This window comes from Clostridium sp. C1, from assembly GCF_018223625.1.
In the GTDB taxonomy this organism is placed as follows: domain Bacteria; phylum Bacillota_I; class Bacilli_A; order Erysipelotrichales; family Coprobacillaceae; genus Allocoprobacillus.
In genome coordinates this window covers 1,986,921-2,003,053 of sequence record NZ_CP073631.1, presented here as the reverse complement: position 1 = coordinate 2,003,053, position 16,133 = coordinate 1,986,921, and the positions used below count along the sequence as shown (strand labels likewise).

13 protein-coding genes and 1 pseudogene are annotated in these 16,133 nt (G+C 26.5%); all 14 read left to right on the top strand.

What is annotated here, in order from left to right; all coding sequences use genetic code 11:
• Nucleotides 1–6 precede the first annotated feature (6 nt).
• Nucleotides 7–924, top strand: a pseudogene (locus KEC48_RS10740) (AAA family ATPase); the annotation flags it as partial.
• Between the two features lie 156 nt (nt 925–1,080).
• On the top strand, nt 1,081–1,392 hold the full coding sequence (gene mobC, locus KEC48_RS10735; RefSeq protein ID WP_211962214.1) for a plasmid mobilization relaxosome protein MobC: 312 nt from the start codon (nt 1,081–1,083) through the stop codon (nt 1,390–1,392).
• Between the two features lie 38 nt (nt 1,393–1,430).
• Entirely contained in the window at nt 1,431–2,660 is a 1,230-nt protein-coding gene (locus KEC48_RS10730) for a relaxase/mobilization nuclease domain-containing protein (protein ID WP_211962213.1), read from the top strand.
• 12 nt (nt 2,661–2,672) lie between these two features.
• The gene (locus tag KEC48_RS10725) at nt 2,673–3,038 is read left to right on the top strand and encodes a TnpV protein (protein ID WP_211962212.1); all 366 of its coding nucleotides are present in this window, start codon (nt 2,673–2,675) and stop codon (nt 3,036–3,038) included.
• A 648-nt stretch (nt 3,039–3,686) separates the two neighbouring features.
• On the top strand, nt 3,687–4,064 hold the full coding sequence (locus tag KEC48_RS10720) for a hypothetical protein (protein ID WP_211962211.1): 378 nt from the start codon (nt 3,687–3,689) through the stop codon (nt 4,062–4,064).
• A gap of 445 nt (nt 4,065–4,509) precedes the next feature.
• Nucleotides 4,510–5,727, top strand: a complete 1,218-nt coding sequence (dcm, locus tag KEC48_RS10715; RefSeq protein WP_211962210.1) for a DNA (cytosine-5-)-methyltransferase — start codon at nt 4,510–4,512, stop codon at nt 5,725–5,727.
• 48 nt (nt 5,728–5,775) lie between these two features.
• The gene (locus KEC48_RS10710; RefSeq protein WP_211962209.1) at nt 5,776–7,296 is read left to right on the top strand and encodes a Sau3AI family type II restriction endonuclease; all 1,521 of its coding nucleotides are present in this window, start codon (nt 5,776–5,778) and stop codon (nt 7,294–7,296) included.
• Nucleotides 7,297–7,306: 10 nt separating this feature from the next.
• Nucleotides 7,307–7,738, top strand: a complete 432-nt coding sequence (locus KEC48_RS10705) for a very short patch repair endonuclease (protein WP_211962208.1) — start codon at nt 7,307–7,309, stop codon at nt 7,736–7,738.
• A gap of 53 nt (nt 7,739–7,791) precedes the next feature.
• On the top strand, nt 7,792–8,646 hold the full coding sequence (locus tag KEC48_RS10700) for a hypothetical protein (protein ID WP_211962207.1): 855 nt from the start codon (nt 7,792–7,794) through the stop codon (nt 8,644–8,646).
• 61 nt (nt 8,647–8,707) lie between these two features.
• A complete protein-coding gene (locus KEC48_RS10695) occupies nt 8,708–8,911 on the top strand; it encodes a hypothetical protein (RefSeq protein WP_211962206.1) in 204 nt (67 codons plus the stop codon).
• Nucleotides 8,912–8,919: 8 nt separating this feature from the next.
• A complete protein-coding gene (locus KEC48_RS10690) occupies nt 8,920–9,951 on the top strand; it encodes a DGQHR domain-containing protein (protein ID WP_211962205.1) in 1,032 nt (343 codons plus the stop codon).
• 78 nt (nt 9,952–10,029) lie between these two features.
• The gene (locus KEC48_RS10685; RefSeq protein WP_211962204.1) at nt 10,030–12,927 is read left to right on the top strand and encodes an SIR2 family protein; all 2,898 of its coding nucleotides are present in this window, start codon (nt 10,030–10,032) and stop codon (nt 12,925–12,927) included.
• Between the two features lie 731 nt (nt 12,928–13,658).
• Complete coding sequence (locus tag KEC48_RS10680; protein ID WP_211962203.1) at nt 13,659–15,689, top strand: histidinol-phosphatase; 2,031 nt, start codon at nt 13,659–13,661, stop codon at nt 15,687–15,689.
• Nucleotides 15,664–15,954 (top strand): hypothetical protein, encoded by a 291-nt coding sequence (locus tag KEC48_RS10675; RefSeq protein WP_211962202.1) that lies wholly within the window; start codon nt 15,664–15,666, stop codon nt 15,952–15,954. Before KEC48_RS10680 ends, KEC48_RS10675 begins: the two co-directional genes overlap by 26 nt.
• Nucleotides 15,955–16,133: the final 179 nt, after the last annotated feature.

Here is a 16,133-nt window from a genome sequence, read left to right as displayed (position 1 = left end):
TCTAAAGATGATGATGAAGATGATATTGTTGAAAATATGATATCGGTAGGCCTAACTCTTTTAGGTGCACCACAAAAGTCAGGAAAAACATTTTTTGGATTGCAGCTATGTGATGCTATTGTAGAAGGTAAAAATTTCTTAGGAAGGAAAGTACAAAAAGGAACAGCGGTCTATCTTGCCTTTGAAGATAAAAAGACAAAAATCAAAAAAAGATTGCAAAGAATGCAAGTAGACCCAAATGATAAATTTGTTATTGATATTCTAAAGCCGAATCATTTGTATGATTTAGAATTAAGAATTGAACAAGAGCTTCAAAGAAATGCAGATTTAAAACTTGTAGTGGTTGATACATTCCATAAGATAAGAAAATCAAAAGATCGAGATTATGATAGTGAGTATGCTGAAGCGACAGCTTATCATGAATTAGCTTGTAAATATCATATTGCGATTATTTTAATAACACATGTAAAAAAAGAGGTAGATGTCAATCATCCTTTTGATTCAATCTATGGAAGTAGAGGTTTAACAGCCGGGTCTGATTCGATCCTTGTTATGTATAAGAAAAACCATTTATCCAAGATACGTCAGTTAGCAATACAAGGGAAAGATATACCGGATGATGAAATGACACTATTACAAAATGATAGTATGATTTTAGAAATCACTGAAAATGAGGATGATGGTGATGTTGATGAGAATGTTATGAAAGTTATTAATTTTATCATTCGAAAAAAAGAATTTATTGGTTCTCATGAAGATTTGTCATCCATTCTTTCACTTTCGCTGACAGGAAGACAGCTTCAAGCTTTACTAGCAAAAAACAGTAATATCCTAGAGTCAACATTTATCTCTTACGAGAAGCAACCACGACAAAATAAAGCAAGACCAATTTGTTTAAGATATCATGGAAATGAAGAAATTTAGTGACAGTGTGACAGTTGTCTGACAATACCTTTTGACCGTCACACCGTCACTCCTTAAATAAATTAAATTTAAGATTTTATGTATTAGCAAGCAACGTATTTTGTCCCCAAAATACAAAATCAAAAGCTGGTACAACCAGCAAGATTGGAGGTTCATATGAAAAGAAATCATGAAATTAAGATACGATTTAATGATGATGAATTTAAAATCTTAAACAATAAATTAGAAAGAACAAGCTTAAGTAGAGAAGCATTTTCCAGAGCTTGTATATTAGGCAAAGAGATAAAAGTACCACCTGATTTAGAGTATTATAAGTTAAAAAACGAGTTCAATCATATCGGTAATAATCTAAATCAGATAGCAAGAGCATTGAATAATAGACAAGACATATCACTAAAAACCCTCATGGAAACCATCAAAGAATTAAGACAAATGATCAAAAATCTTGATGAAAAAGTAAGGAGCTGATTAAAGCAGTAACATCAATTTGGGCTATCCGAGATCGTTTGGATAACGCCATCAATTATGTCGAAGATGAAAAAAAGACGATGCAAACGGTCTTGGATTACATCAGCCAAGATAATAAAGTCAAAGAAAAAAAGTATGTAACTTGTCTTAATTGTGATGCATTTAATCCATTAAAATCGATGCAGATGACCAAAAAATTGTTCCATGATCATAAAAGAATCGTAGCATTTCATGGTTATCAGTCATTTAAAATAGATGAGGTCGATGCAAATATTGCGCATGAAATTGGTGTAAAGCTTGCACAAAAAGTGTTTGGAAATCGTTTTGAAGTTATTGTTACCACACACCTAGATAAAGACCATATCCATAATCATATCTTAATAAATTCAACTTCCTTCGTTGATGGAAAACGATTTTGCAATACCAAAAAAGATTACTGGAATATGAGAAACACTTCCGATGAACTATGTAAAGAATACGGATTATCCATCATTGAAGATCCATCCTATGATTCAAAAAAGTTGAATTATCATGTCATGAAAACCTACGTGAATGACATTAATAAAGATATTGATGCTCTTGTAAAGGAAAGTAATTGTATTAGAGATTTGAAAGATAATATGAAAAAGAAAGGGTATGAGTTCGATAGAATCGAAGGAGAAGATGTCATTTATCACCCATATTGTAATGAACCAATCTATCTAAAGTCATTAGGAGAAAAGTATCATTTTGATGAAATTGAAGAAAGATTAACTGATAAATGGATTCTTCCTCAAAACGTTGAACATACACAAAGTTATTATCGTTGTAAGGAATATTATCAACTTTATAAAAGAAAACAGTTACCTAAGCTAGCAGGAATCCATGTTGCTTATCTTATTTCGATTAATATCCTACCAACTAGAAAACAACATATTTCCAAAGAAGCAAGACAAGCACTCAAGAAAATGGATCAATATTCTAGAGAAATTGAACTTCTTGCCAAGAACAAGATAGAAGATATTGATCAATTAAATAATTATCAACAACAAAAACAAGATGAACTCAATGACTTATTAAAGCAAAGACAAGGTTGTTATTATCAACGACAACGAGCAAAAACAATGGATGAAAAAGAAGAGTGGTCAGAAAGAGCCAAGTTATTTACACCAGAAATAAAGAAACTAAGGCTTCAAATCAAAGCATGTGAGAACATCAGGAATCGTAGCTTTGATAAAGATATCGAAAGAATCGCACAGAAGAAAATTAAACAAAGAGATGTAAGATAGGAGGATAAAATCATGAAAGAAATTAAATATAACAGAGTAGGAGATTATGAATTTCCTGAATTAAAACAAGAAAGACCATTACCAATTTTATCAAGATTTGGAAGAGAATATCTAAGGATATTAAAAGAAAAACATCCAGGACATTACCTAGCTTTACGAGCAAAAGATGAACTGAATGAAGAATTGATTCGTATTGATAAAGAGTTAAATCAACGATATGAAATTCTTATAGAACAATACAAAACATTAAGAAATATAACAGAAGAATTGAAAGAGAAAGACCAAATGAAATGGGTTCAAGAGATGAATAATATAAAAAATTTTGTAGAAGAAAGTTTAATTAATGAAATCATAAATTTGTTAATTATTGATTTGTAATATTTTATGGGAATATATTAGTATAATAGAAAAGGAAATTATAATAAATTCATATGAAAAATAAAAAAAGAAGTATTTAAAATAGTAATAAATATAAATTGAGATTTTTGAGTGAATTTAATAAAAGATACTTGTGCTGTATTAAATGAGACGACTTATAATACGAAGCAATAACAATACTAATATATAATTTGATATATTTAGAAGAGAGATTATAGATATGATATTTTACAATTAATACATTATCTGTAATTTCTTTTTATTAATTATTATGTGTATAGAATTGTTTGTTAATTCTGATCAATATCTTTTGATGGTAAGTTAATTATCATTTATGTAATTTAATAAAGTACGAGTATGTTTAATAAATTGAATATGAATGACAAAAATCATATACTATGATAAAATAAATTATTATGAAATATATGATGAAACATAGATATAAATGTTATATTTAACATTTTATGTGATTGAAAAGTCATAATGGAACGAAGTAAGCTTAATTATATAGTAATGATTTTCTTATATTAAAAAAATATTAAAATAATAAAAGCGATTTTATTAATAATGTTAACCAATTACATATGATTTTAAGTTCTTCGATAGTTTATATAGTAACTATAATGTAGAATTAAGAGGATATTTAAAATGAAACTTATAAATAGTAAGAGTATTATTGACTGTGATGAACAAGAAGAAAAAATTCATGCTGATGAGATAAATAATGTTTTAGAATTGCTACATTCAAAAGGAAATTATGATTGTGCAGTTTTAAAGAAATATCAGGATGAAGGTCATAAGCATATACAAATGGAAATATTGCATAGCAACTTATATAACATATCTGACGTAATAGAGGATTGTGATTTTAAAAACGGTGTTGATGTTTGTATTGATGAGGAAGGTTACTATGTATTTATAGTTTATGGTCAAATTTATGAATTAGGAGAAAAATATCATATGGTAACAACAGCATTAAAAATAATGCCATATGATGAAAATAGAGAATTTATTAGTTTTATTTAGAAAAAAGCTATAGTGAAATATTGTATTTTTGTTATATTATGAGATATTGCATAAATACTAAATAAATTTATTGATGTTAATTTTGATGTTAAACTTGAAAATACTTGAAGAAGCATTTTGTAAAATTGACTAAAAAATTTTGGAGTTATGGATAATTTTTCTATGTTTTTATAAATATTTCAACAACAATAAGAAAAAAATTCTTCAATTAAAAGAGAAGAATTGATATAATTTTTTTATAAAATAGAAAATCAAAATTCAATTTATAATTAATGATTTAATTAAAAGATACTTCATTGATAACATCATGGAGACTATTGTTTGATTTTCTTATTTAGAATTGAGGTTCATTTAATAGTAGAATCATGATCTATCGTTTGATAGTGTTCAAGGCAAAGCTTAGATTCTAAAAAAATAAGTGTGAAGTGTAAACTAGGAGGACTTTATGAACAAAACAATATGTGAGTTATTTGCCGGTGTAGGTGGATTCAGATTAGGCTTTGAAAGAGCTAATTCTGGATGGGAGACTACATGGTTTTCGCAATGGGAACCAGGTGCGAGAACACAATGGGCAAACCAATGTTATATACAACATTTTGGAGATTTACCAGATATGAATGGTGAATTTCATACTTGTGAAGATATCTCTATCGTAGATAAAAATGCTATTCCAGATCATACGCTTTTGGTCGGTGGATTTCCTTGTCAAGATTATTCAGTAGCTCAATCATTATCTAGTTCAAAAGGAATAGAAGGAAAAAAAGGAGTCCTTTGGTGGCAAATTAGAGATACTATTGAAGCTAAAAGACCAGCTTTTTGTATTTTTGAGAATGTTGATAGATTATTGAAATCTCCAGCAAAACAACGTGGAAGAGATTTTGGAATCATTTTAAGTTGTTTAAATGAATTAGGATATTCTGCTGAGTGGAGGGTTATCAATGCTGCTGAATATGGTGCAGCTCAACGTAGAAGAAGAGTATTCATTTTTGCGTATAGAGATGACACTGCCTATGCTAATTCTATGAAAAAAATTGACGAATTATCATTAATTAATTCTTTAGGATTTATGGCACAAGCATTTCCTATTGAGCAGATACATGAATGTTTTGATGGTACCTTGGTATCTGATTTATTAGAAATGACCGATAAATTCTCATTTGATTTTAAATCAGCTGGTTTAATGAGAGATGGAAAAATATATACAAATAATGTTATTCCGGTAATGGAAAAACCTATCGTATTAGGAGATATCTTACAATCTAATGTTGATGAAAATTTTTATATCACAACTGAAAAAATGAGCAAATGGACTTATTTGAAAGGTGCTAAAAAAATTAACAGAGTATCTAAGACAGGGCATGCGTATGTCTTCTCAGAAGGTCCTATTGCTTTCCCTGATTCTTGGGATAAACCTGGTAGAACCATGCTAACTAGCGAATCTACTTTGAATAGAAGCACACACGTTGTTTCAGATCCTGGAACAGGAAGATTGAGAACATTAACGCCAATCGAAGCAGAACGTTTACAAGGATTTGATGATGATTGGACAAATAGTGGAATGCCTAATAGGATGAGATTTTTTTGCATGGGGAATGCATTGGTTGTACCAATGATCACAAGAATGGCAAAAATTTTGGATATGATAATCGATAAAGAACAATGATCTTATGTCTTAGGCATAAGATTTTTGTGCATATAAGGAAAGAGGGTGATGAATGTGCAGCTATTTGATTATGATGATACAGATATCAATAGTATTTATTCTTATGCTAAAAAGCTAGAGGGAATGACTTTTCATGAAGTGTTGGATGAATATGAAAGAAGTCCCATAAAAAGTTATAGAGATAAATTATATGATGTATATGATAGTTTTGAAAATATGGTGGTAAAAGAGGAATCAGTGAGCTATGATACTGGTGTTTCTTTGAATGAAAAAGCGAAAGGACAGTTAGGAAATTTTATAGAAAAATATTATTTTGGTTATGATCCAAATGGTAATCAAGAAGCGGATTTTAATAAGATTGGATTAGAATTAAAGCAAACACCTATTGATAAGACAAAAAAAGGGGAATACAGAGCAGGAGAAAGATTGTCCATAACAAACATTTCTTATAATGAGCCAGTAGAAGAAGATTTCTATAAAAGTCATGTATGGGAAAAAATCAAATGTATTCTTTTGATTCATTATTTGAGGGACAAGTCCATGGAACGATTAGATTATACTATTAAATTTGTGAATCTATTTAGTCCACCTAAAGATGATCTTAAGATAATCATCGATGACTTTAATCAAATCAATGAAAAAATCAAACAGGGAAAAGCTCATGAATTGAGCGAAGGCGATACAATGTATCTTGGGGCTTGTACAAAAGGTGCAAATGCAAAAAAAAGCATGCGCCCACAATATTATGGTGATCACACTTTAGCTAAGAAAAGAAATTACTGTTTCAAACTATCTTATATGAACTACGTTTTGAAAAATTATGTTCTTCAAAACAATGTTCCATGTGAATCCATCATAAAAGAAGATATCAAAATAAGTTTTCAAGAATATGTTTTGTCATTGATAAACAAGCATATTGGTATGACAGATAAAAAATTATGTGCAATGTATAATCGACCATATAACAATAACAAAGCACAATGGAATGATCTTACATTTCGAATGTTAGGGATCAAAGGTAATCATGCTGCAGAATTTCAAAAATCAAATATAGTGGTAAAGACCATACGAATAGAAGAAAATGGAAAGAATAGAGAAAATATGTCTTTTGCACCATTTAAATTCAAAGAACTTATTCAAGAAGAATGGGAAGAATCGAAGGTATTCAACTATTTTGATACAACACAATTCTTGTTTGTAGTTTTTCAAAAAGTTGAAGATGTTTATGTACTGAAAAAAGCAAAATTATGGCATATGCCTTACTATGATTTAAATTATATCGTGAAAAGTGAATGGGAAGAATATAAAAATATAATCAAAAGAGGAGTAATATTTGAAAAGGTAAAAAATGGCAATGGTGAATTAGAAATTCAGAATAATTTACCCGGAATGAAAGATACGGAAATCATACATATTCGACCACATGCTCAGAAATCTGCATATAAGTTAAATGATGGATTCACAAAAGGTAATCTTGAAAGAGATGCAGATGAGTTACCAAATGGAGAATGGATGACAAGACAAAGCTTTTGGTTACATAAGGAATATGTGTTGAGACAACTAAAGTAAGGTGATGAACGTGAAACATCGAAAATTAAAAACTACACAAGAAGTTTCAAAACGAATGAAAGCCTTGAGTCATAAGAAAAGTAGGGTAGAATCTATTTTAGCAAAAGCATTATGGCATAATGGGTATCGTTATAGATTAAATTATAAAAAATTACCTGGAACTCCTGATATAGCATTAATAAAATATAAGATAGCAATATTTGTTGATGGTGAATTCTGGCATGGGAAAGATTTTGAAAAAACAAAAGAAAAATTGAAGAATAACAAGGATTATTGGATTGAAAAAATTGAGGAAAATATTAAGAGAGATATAAAAAATGATAATTTACTTCGACAGATTGAGTGGACACCTATTCATTTTTGGAGTAAAGATGTTATTAAATATACAAATTTTTGTGTTGAAGAAATAGAAAGTATGATATTTTTTGTGGAAAATTTATAGAATATCAGTTTTTGAAATTTGAAAATATATTAAGTGGGTAAAAGGAGTATAAGATGGAAGAAATAGAAAAAATAATCGACTACTTTTTAGAGGATAATTTTCAATCTATTTTACAAACTGCACTAAGAACTATTGAAAAAAAATTAAATAATTTTATCGTGAATTACAATCAGAGTTATTCGAAACACTCAGGAATTAAGATTTCACAAAAAGTACAGTCACGCATAAAAAGTAAGGATAGTTTAAAAGAAAAACTAAGTAGAAAAAACTATTTAGATGAATGGAAAATATATTTTTTTGATGAAGCGAATGTTCAAAAGGCAATATGTGAAAATTTGCCTGATTTGATTGGGTTTAGAATAAATTGTTATTTTAAAGAAGATGAAAGAGCGATATTTGAAGAATTGATTAAATATTTATCTAAAGAAGAATGTATCGAAATTGAAAAAAATCCTCAAACTGTACAAAAAAATGGGCATACAATATATAAAATAGCCTGTAAATATAAAGAATTATTTAACATATTTTGTTTTGAAGTACAAGTAAAATCTTTATTACATGATGCTTGGGGAGAGGTGGAACACTCTATAGTATATAAAAGCAAAGCTTTTGACTCTAGAGAAAACTTGAAAAAAGAAATAGTGGAGGGAATTTATACTATTTTAGATGGAACAGACAAACAATTGAGTAAGTTATTTTTGTTTAAAACAAGTATTAAAGAGATTAAACATGAGTTATTTTATGAATACTCGAAGATAGATTTAAGACAAAAATGTTTAATTTTAGGTGAGCACTATAAAAATTTTTTTGAGTTAATAAGCTATATTGATAATAGTGAAGATCACATCGATGAATATTTGGGAAAAAAATTATTGAATCAAGAATATTGTAGGAAAAAAATTAAGTGATTTTCAAATAGAAGTTGAAATAACAAAATTTAAAGATGAATTTGACCAGTTTAAATTTGATATGTTTTGTAGTATTGCGTTTGTTTTATACGATTTTGAATCGAATGAAATCCTTTTGAAACATTTAATAAAAGGAATATATGATATTGGTGTCTTATCTATTGATGATGAGTTTGATGATTTAGACCATACAATAATTTCTGAAGAAATTAATGAAACAATAAAAAAAGTTCTATCTTGTATAGAAAAAAATGATGGGAAGTGAAAAAGGTTATGAAGATTATTAATCAAAAATGCAATTGTAAGATTATACAAGATTCTAAAACTGTAAATTGGTTAGTTGAAAATACTCATGTAAGAACATTTAACACTTTAAATTTTACTGGTTATCAAAGAAAGGTTAATGAAAATCATGTTTTAAAAATTGTTGATTATTTAATAAAAAATGATTTTTATATGCCAACCTCAATAATTTGTTCATCTGATAAGGAAGTGAAAGAGGATACGCAGTTGAGTATTGTTGATGGTCAACATAGAATCGAAGCTTTTAAGAGATTGAAAGAAATTGATGAAAAAAAATATCAAGAAATTGAAGATTTTGAACTATCAGTTATCATTTTAGAAAAACCAAGCGAAGAATTAGAAGTTGATACTTTTATAACAATTAATAAAACATCAAGGAAAGTAGATACTTCTTTAGCATACATATTAAAAAATAAAATTAATAGAAGAAAAAAATGCTCAGATGATTTGACGATTGCAAAAAAAGAGTTCTTAGCGGTTGAATTGGCTACGGATATAAATATTGATAAAAATACATTATGGTATAATAAAATACTTTTGGAAGGGAACCCCACACATAGTTCTTGTGAAACGATTAGTTTGAATTCATTTGTAAGAAGTGTTCGAGTATTTGTTAGTTATTTAAATAAATATAATATTATAGATTTGAATTGGAAAAATGAAACTGAATTAGAAGAAATTAAAAGTAATTTAAAATTTATATTTTTGGAATTGTGGAACGTTATACAATCTAAATGGCCAAAGTTATTTAATAGCAATAATAATATCATACAGGGTAATATTGGAGTTTCTTCACTAAACAAATATATTATCATGCAGATGAAAGGTTTAGAAAGTAATAGTTATAGTATTGAAGAATTTAACAGTTTAGTAAAAAAATGGATAGTAAATCTAAATGTTGATGAAACTCCATGGTTAAAGGGAAATGAATTTTCTATATTTTCATCCGAATCAGGATGTAACATAATTGCAAAAAATCTTTTAAATTTATATGAAAATTAAGTACAGAGCTATTTATTTAAATTGTTATTAATATTTAAGAGGTAATATTTATTATTTTGAACGGAAGGAGGTTATAAAATGCATTTATCTAGAAATGGTAAAGAATTATATAAAGAGTCTAGAGATATTATTAAGGAAGCCATGAGGGAAAAGCAACTAGTATTATTTGTTGGTTCAGGTGTTTCTGCAAATTCGGGAATGCCTTTATGGCCTCAGGTAATAAAAGAGATTACAAAGAAATTACCATCAGATTTAGAAGAAGATTTTTTAAAGATACCACAATACTATTATAATTCAAGAGGAAAAAAAGAATATAAACAATTGATGAAACAAATTTTTCGCTATAAGGAACCGTTAGAAACTAATGAAATACATAAGAAAATCGTTAAGTTTGGTGTGGACACAGTTATTACAACAAATTATGATAATCTTTTAGAGAAGGCATATGAAGAGAATGGTCAGTTTATACAGGTATTTAGTAAAGACACAGATTTGCCATATAAAAAATCAGGAATAGAATTGATTAAGATGCATGGGGATTTTGAAAATGATAATTTTGTTTTAAAAGAAGAAGATTATTTATTATATGGTGAAAATTTTAAATTGATAGAAACTTATATTAAATCTATTATTGGATCAAAAGTAATATTATTTATGGGATATTCATTAAATGATCCTGATGTTAAACATATTATTACGTGGACAAAACAAATATTGAATAAAGATTTTCAAAGAGGATATCTAATACTTACTGGAAAAGATTTTACTAGTATTGAAAATGATTATTATAGGAATTTAGGAATAAATATTATTTATGCTACAGAATTATTAAAAATAAATGCAGATGAAAAAGAGAATCATCAGAATCAACTTATAAATGTTTTGGATTTTATATTGGAACATAATGATCAAAGTCAAATTGATAAAATATATGAACGTTGTATGCCTTTATCTCATTTAAATTATATTATGGGCAAATACATATCTTCAAGGTTTATGAAAGAAAATATATTCTTAGGATTTGATACAATAGATATAAAGGACGAAACCAATCTTTTTTTAAATTCTTTGGAAGATTCATTTAAAGAAGATAATACCAATAAAGATTTTAAAATCAATAATATTAAGAACTGTTTACAAAAAAGTCCTTATAACAAAATTGTAAAATTTGAAACAAATGGAAATATTGAAATACCGATAAAACAAACACTGAAAGACACATTTATAACGATGATATTTAATTTTGATTTTCCAAAAATAATAAATCTCAAGGTACAAAATGAATTAAATTTATCACCTGGTAATCCAGATTTATATCTAAAACAAGCCTATTTACATGTATTATTGAATAATCCCCATTATGCATATAATTGTTTAAAAATTGCAAGTTCATTTTTTTATAAAAAAAGAAACTTTACATGGTATTATATTTCAGAGTTTAATAGAAAATATGTTGGAAAGTCTTGTGTGAGACCATTTTTTTCAAAATTAAATACTTCAGAGAAGAATAAAATAAAAGAGGAAATTGCAAGCATAGATTTAGATTGTATTTTAGAAACTATTCCAAATTATGATGAAGAAAATTATGATTTTTTAAATGAATTAGGTTCTTTTAAAGTTTTATATACATTATTTACTACCAGTTTTCAAGAGTCAGTAAAAGTAAGTGAAGAGGCAATAACAAATTATACTTTTTATTCTGGAACTCCTGCTTATGTCTCTATGGAAAATAAAATTATCGATTATATCAAGTATTCAATAAATAATTATTTGATGATTGATAATTATTTAGAGGCTACTTCTATTTTTATGCTTTACGTAAGAACTATTTTATCGTCAATTAATGTTGCAAATAAAAATGAAAGTTCTATTCAAGAAGAAAGATATAATATTTATAAAAAAAGTTTAACTAAGGTTGATATCTTTATATTATTAAGATATTTTGATCAAAACACTCTTAAGAAATTATTTAAAGAATATAATATCAATATTTTATCGTTAGATGATGAGGCAAAGAAATATCTGGATAAAATTACTATTAATTTTTGTAATTATCATAAAGTAGTTAAAATTAAAGGAAGAGATGTTGATATTTTCTGGAATTATTTAGAATTATTAATACATGTCGAAATTAATAAAGAGAATGCTAAAAAAGTTTTGGTAAGATTAAACGAAAATATTAAAAAAAATGATTTCTTGATGCATCGTCTTCTAATTTGTAATTTTATTTTAAAGCTCTATGACTATAAATTAATAGATGATGATGATATTCAAAAAGAAGTAAATTTGTTGGTTGCAAATATTTTTAACGAATTAAGAAACGACCCAGATGATTATTTTGAATATAAAAATATACTTAGATATTCACTTTTTATTTTGAAAGATTATACCAAATTTGATGATATTAATGAAGTGTCTTTTATGATAAAAAACAAAAAATATGAGATGCTAATTGATATATATGATGTTGTTGGAACAAATATTCAGAGTTCAATAAAAAGTATTATTTGTTTAAATGATGTTGCTGATAAATACATTTTATATGCTGAGGCAGTTATGAAGGAAATATTACATCCTGACGAAAATATAGAAAAAGAAGCATTAAAGAATATCGAGCAAAAATATTTAAGATTAAAAAATAAGGAAGTAATATGCACTTTTATACCTGAAAGTGATTCTCTTTATGATAGTTTTTTAAAATTATTTTTGAATAATCTTCTTATTGATAAAGAAAAATTCATATCAATATCAAAAAAAACGAAAAATAAATTTTATGAGTGGATTACAAACATTAAAGACTTCGATTACTCATTGTTTGATTTAGAATGGTTATCGAGGTGTAGCGAGTCGCTGTGTAAAAAAATTGCTGAAGATTCTATTACAAAAGAAAAAATAGTTCATATATATAAAGAATATCATTTAGCACATAACATTACTCCTCAGACAACATATTTATTTATCAAATATTTTATTTAAATATTTTTAATATACATTAGAATTAAAAATGGTATAAATTAAAATTTGTTTGATAGTTTATGTTTTTTATAACTGACCAGTAAAGATATAAGAAGAAATTAAAATTTGATTACGGAGAGCTTACAATGTTGATTTTTGGCTACCAGTATAGAGCGTTAAGTTTAAATAGATATATGAAATTAGTAAATGCAATATTAATGATTGTGTTTGAAAGAATTGTTTTGTTTCAAAGGTAAATTACTGTTAGAAGAAATCTTTTCAAGATTAGAAGACATCATTTAGCGTGGTTTAGACAAAAAAGAAGAATCTTATGAAAAGCATAGAGAATGTTGTGTATGCTTGTTTATGAAATAGTTGGGCAAGATATAGAAATAATTTTTTAGTTATCTTAAATGCTAGTAGTTTAAGTGTTAATCAAACTTTTTTCTAATCTACCTGTAGAATTTATTATTAAAAATGGCATTAAATAACTTTATTGTTTAATAAGAAATAATGTTTGCAGTTGGCGGGGAATATTGTCTTTGTTTTTCCATATTTACTGATAAGGAGTACGCTAAAAATAGAAATAAGTATGATGCGGATGTACATTATTCAATCATTAACAGGTTGAAATTGGGATTATCTTTTATGGTGGACTTTTGGTTAATGTTCTTTGAAGTAAGTTTAATTGTATTTTTAAATCAACAAAACTAAGATAAAAATAACAGTTTATAGAAAGTGAGGGATAACGATTGAAAAAAATTGACTTGCATATACATACTAAACAAAGTATTAGTGATTATGATTTTGATTTTTCTTTAGATAAATTAAAAGAGTATGTAAATATTAGGAGATTAGATTGTATTGCAATTACTAATCATAATTTGTTTGATTATGAACAATATCAATTAATTGAGAGAGAATTAGATATTGTTGTTTATCCTGGAATTGAAGTGGATTTGGAAAACGGACATATCCTAGTTATTTCAGAAAAAGATGATGTTGTAGATTTTATTGATAGATGTTCAAAAGTAGAAAAATTAATAAAAACTCCTAACGATAGCTTGACATTTAAACAATTCATTAATATTTTCTCTTCATTAGAAAAATACCTAATAATACCGCATTATATGAAATCTCCAGAGTTAAAACAAAAATTCATTGATTTATTAACTCCCCATATATTTTGTGGAGAAGTTAAATCAGAAAAAAAATTTCATCAATGTATTAAAGATTCTGAAAAACTAGTACCAGTTTTATTTAGCGATGAAAGAATGTCAGAAAATGCGAAAAACTTTTCATTTAGACAAACATACATTGATACCGAAGAATTGAAAATGAGCGATTTGAAAATTTGTCTTTCTGATAAAAGTAAAGTTTCTTTAAGCCTTCAAGATGGTCATGAGTTATTTCAAATTTTAGAAAATGGATTCTCTGCATCAAGTGGGTTAAATGTTATTTTAGGTGAGAGATCATCTGGAAAAACGGTGACACTAAATAATATTTATAAATCATTTGAAAATGTAAAATATATACGGCAATTCTCCTTAATTGAGAAAGATGAAAAAAAAGAAGAGGCAGCGTTTAAAGATAAAATAAAAATAAGAAAAGCAAAGATATTTGAGGAATTTTTATCAGAATTTAAATATGTAGTTGATGATATAAATAAAATAGATATGAATGAAAATTTACAAATGCTAGATCAATATTTGAAATCATTGAAAAAATACGCATTTGAATCAGAAAAAAGAGATATTTTTTCTAATAGTAAATTATTTACGGAGACAAGATTTGTATTAAAAGATTTATCAACTTTAAATAAATTAATTGAAGCAACTGAGTTATTAATGAATAATTTAGAATATAGTTCATTAATAAATACATATTTATCTTTTGAAAATTTAAAAAATCTTTTATTTGCTTTAATTAAAAAGTATAGAGAGCTTGAGTTAGAGAATCGTAAAAAAAATATAATTAATCAAATTATAAGATTGACAAAAGATTCACTAAGCATAAAAACAGGAGCTACTTCTCCTACTGATTGTGAGTTCATAGAATTATATATTGATGAACAAAAAATAAATAAATTTAATATGATAGCAAATAAAATAAAAGTTTCTAAGATAATAGCAAGCAGTGAGTTGTACAATTTCAAAGTTATTGCAACAACAGAAGCTCTAGAGAATGCTACAGCAGTTGGAGCTGAATATGGGAAAAAAGCTTCTTTTTCTGATGCTTATAAAAGCTTTTCAAATCCATATGAATATATTAACAAATTGAAAGAAATTCAATCTGTTCCAGATACAGAGTTTTATAAATTATTTATTAAGTTAAGTTACAAAGTATTAAATCGTTATGGAGCAAATGTATCCGGTGGAGAAAGATCCGAATTTAATTTATTATATGAGTTAACTGATGCAAAAAAATATAGTATGTTATTAATCGATGAACCAGAATCATCATTTGATAATATTTTCTTGAATAGCAGTGTTAATAATTTGATAAAGGAAATTGCTGGTGAGATTCCTGTTTTTATTGTTACACATAATAGCACTATTGGTGAGTCAATCAAACCAGATTATGTGATGTATACAAAAAGAGAAATAATTGATTCTAAGCCAATTTATAAAATATTTGGAGGATATCCATCATCAAGTACACTAAAAAGTGTGGAAGGAGAAGAAATTAATAATTTTTTAGTTTTAATGGATTGTTTAGAAGGTGGATATGATACGTTTACGGAAAGGAAAAGGACTTATGAAATACTTCAAAATAAAGAATAATCAAGTGTATTTTTTAAATCAAGAAAATAAGGAAATTGCATTGGATCAAATCACAAAAGAAGATTTATTATTTTTAATTAATAAAGCTTTTGATGAAGATTTCGAATTTGATAAGTATGATTCGGATAAAATAAAGAATCAGGCTCACAATTTAATTTATAAAAATATTGAAAATAAGTTTTCAGAAGTGATTGCACAGAAAGATGAAATTATTGATGAAGTAAATAATTTATATAAAGCTGCAATTGATAAATATGGGGATTAAAAATTTAAATTTAAATCTGTTTATTGTTGTAGGTTTTTCTTTAATGGAACAGCTAAATAAGTTAAATGATATTTTAGAAAAAATATTATATAAAAAATGGTTTATATCTAGATAATAGCACTAAGAAAATTTGTATTAGTTATTAATGGTCGTTACAAGAAAGGTTTTGATTTTTCTTA

Excerpts from the sequence above, each read along its gene's own strand:
- mobC (WP_211962214.1), top strand. The coding sequence starts at position 1,081 with ATGAAAAGAAATCATGAAATTAAGATACGATTTAATGATGATGAATTT.
- KEC48_RS10725 (WP_211962212.1), top strand. The coding sequence starts at position 2,673 with ATGAAAGAAATTAAATATAACAGAGTAGGAGATTATGAATTTCCTGAA.
- KEC48_RS10720 (WP_211962211.1), top strand. The coding sequence starts at position 3,687 with ATGAAACTTATAAATAGTAAGAGTATTATTGACTGTGATGAACAAGAA.
- dcm (WP_211962210.1), top strand. The coding sequence starts at position 4,510 with ATGAACAAAACAATATGTGAGTTATTTGCCGGTGTAGGTGGATTCAGA.
- KEC48_RS10710 (WP_211962209.1), top strand. The coding sequence starts at position 5,776 with ATGAATGTGCAGCTATTTGATTATGATGATACAGATATCAATAGTATT.
- KEC48_RS10700 (WP_211962207.1), top strand. The coding sequence starts at position 7,792 with ATGGAAGAAATAGAAAAAATAATCGACTACTTTTTAGAGGATAATTTT.
- KEC48_RS10695 (WP_211962206.1), top strand. The coding sequence starts at position 8,708 with ATGTTTTGTAGTATTGCGTTTGTTTTATACGATTTTGAATCGAATGAA.
- KEC48_RS10690 (WP_211962205.1), top strand. The coding sequence starts at position 8,920 with ATGAAGATTATTAATCAAAAATGCAATTGTAAGATTATACAAGATTCT.
- KEC48_RS10685 (WP_211962204.1), top strand. The coding sequence starts at position 10,030 with ATGCATTTATCTAGAAATGGTAAAGAATTATATAAAGAGTCTAGAGAT.
- KEC48_RS10675 (WP_211962202.1), top strand. The coding sequence starts at position 15,664 with ATGAAATACTTCAAAATAAAGAATAATCAAGTGTATTTTTTAAATCAA.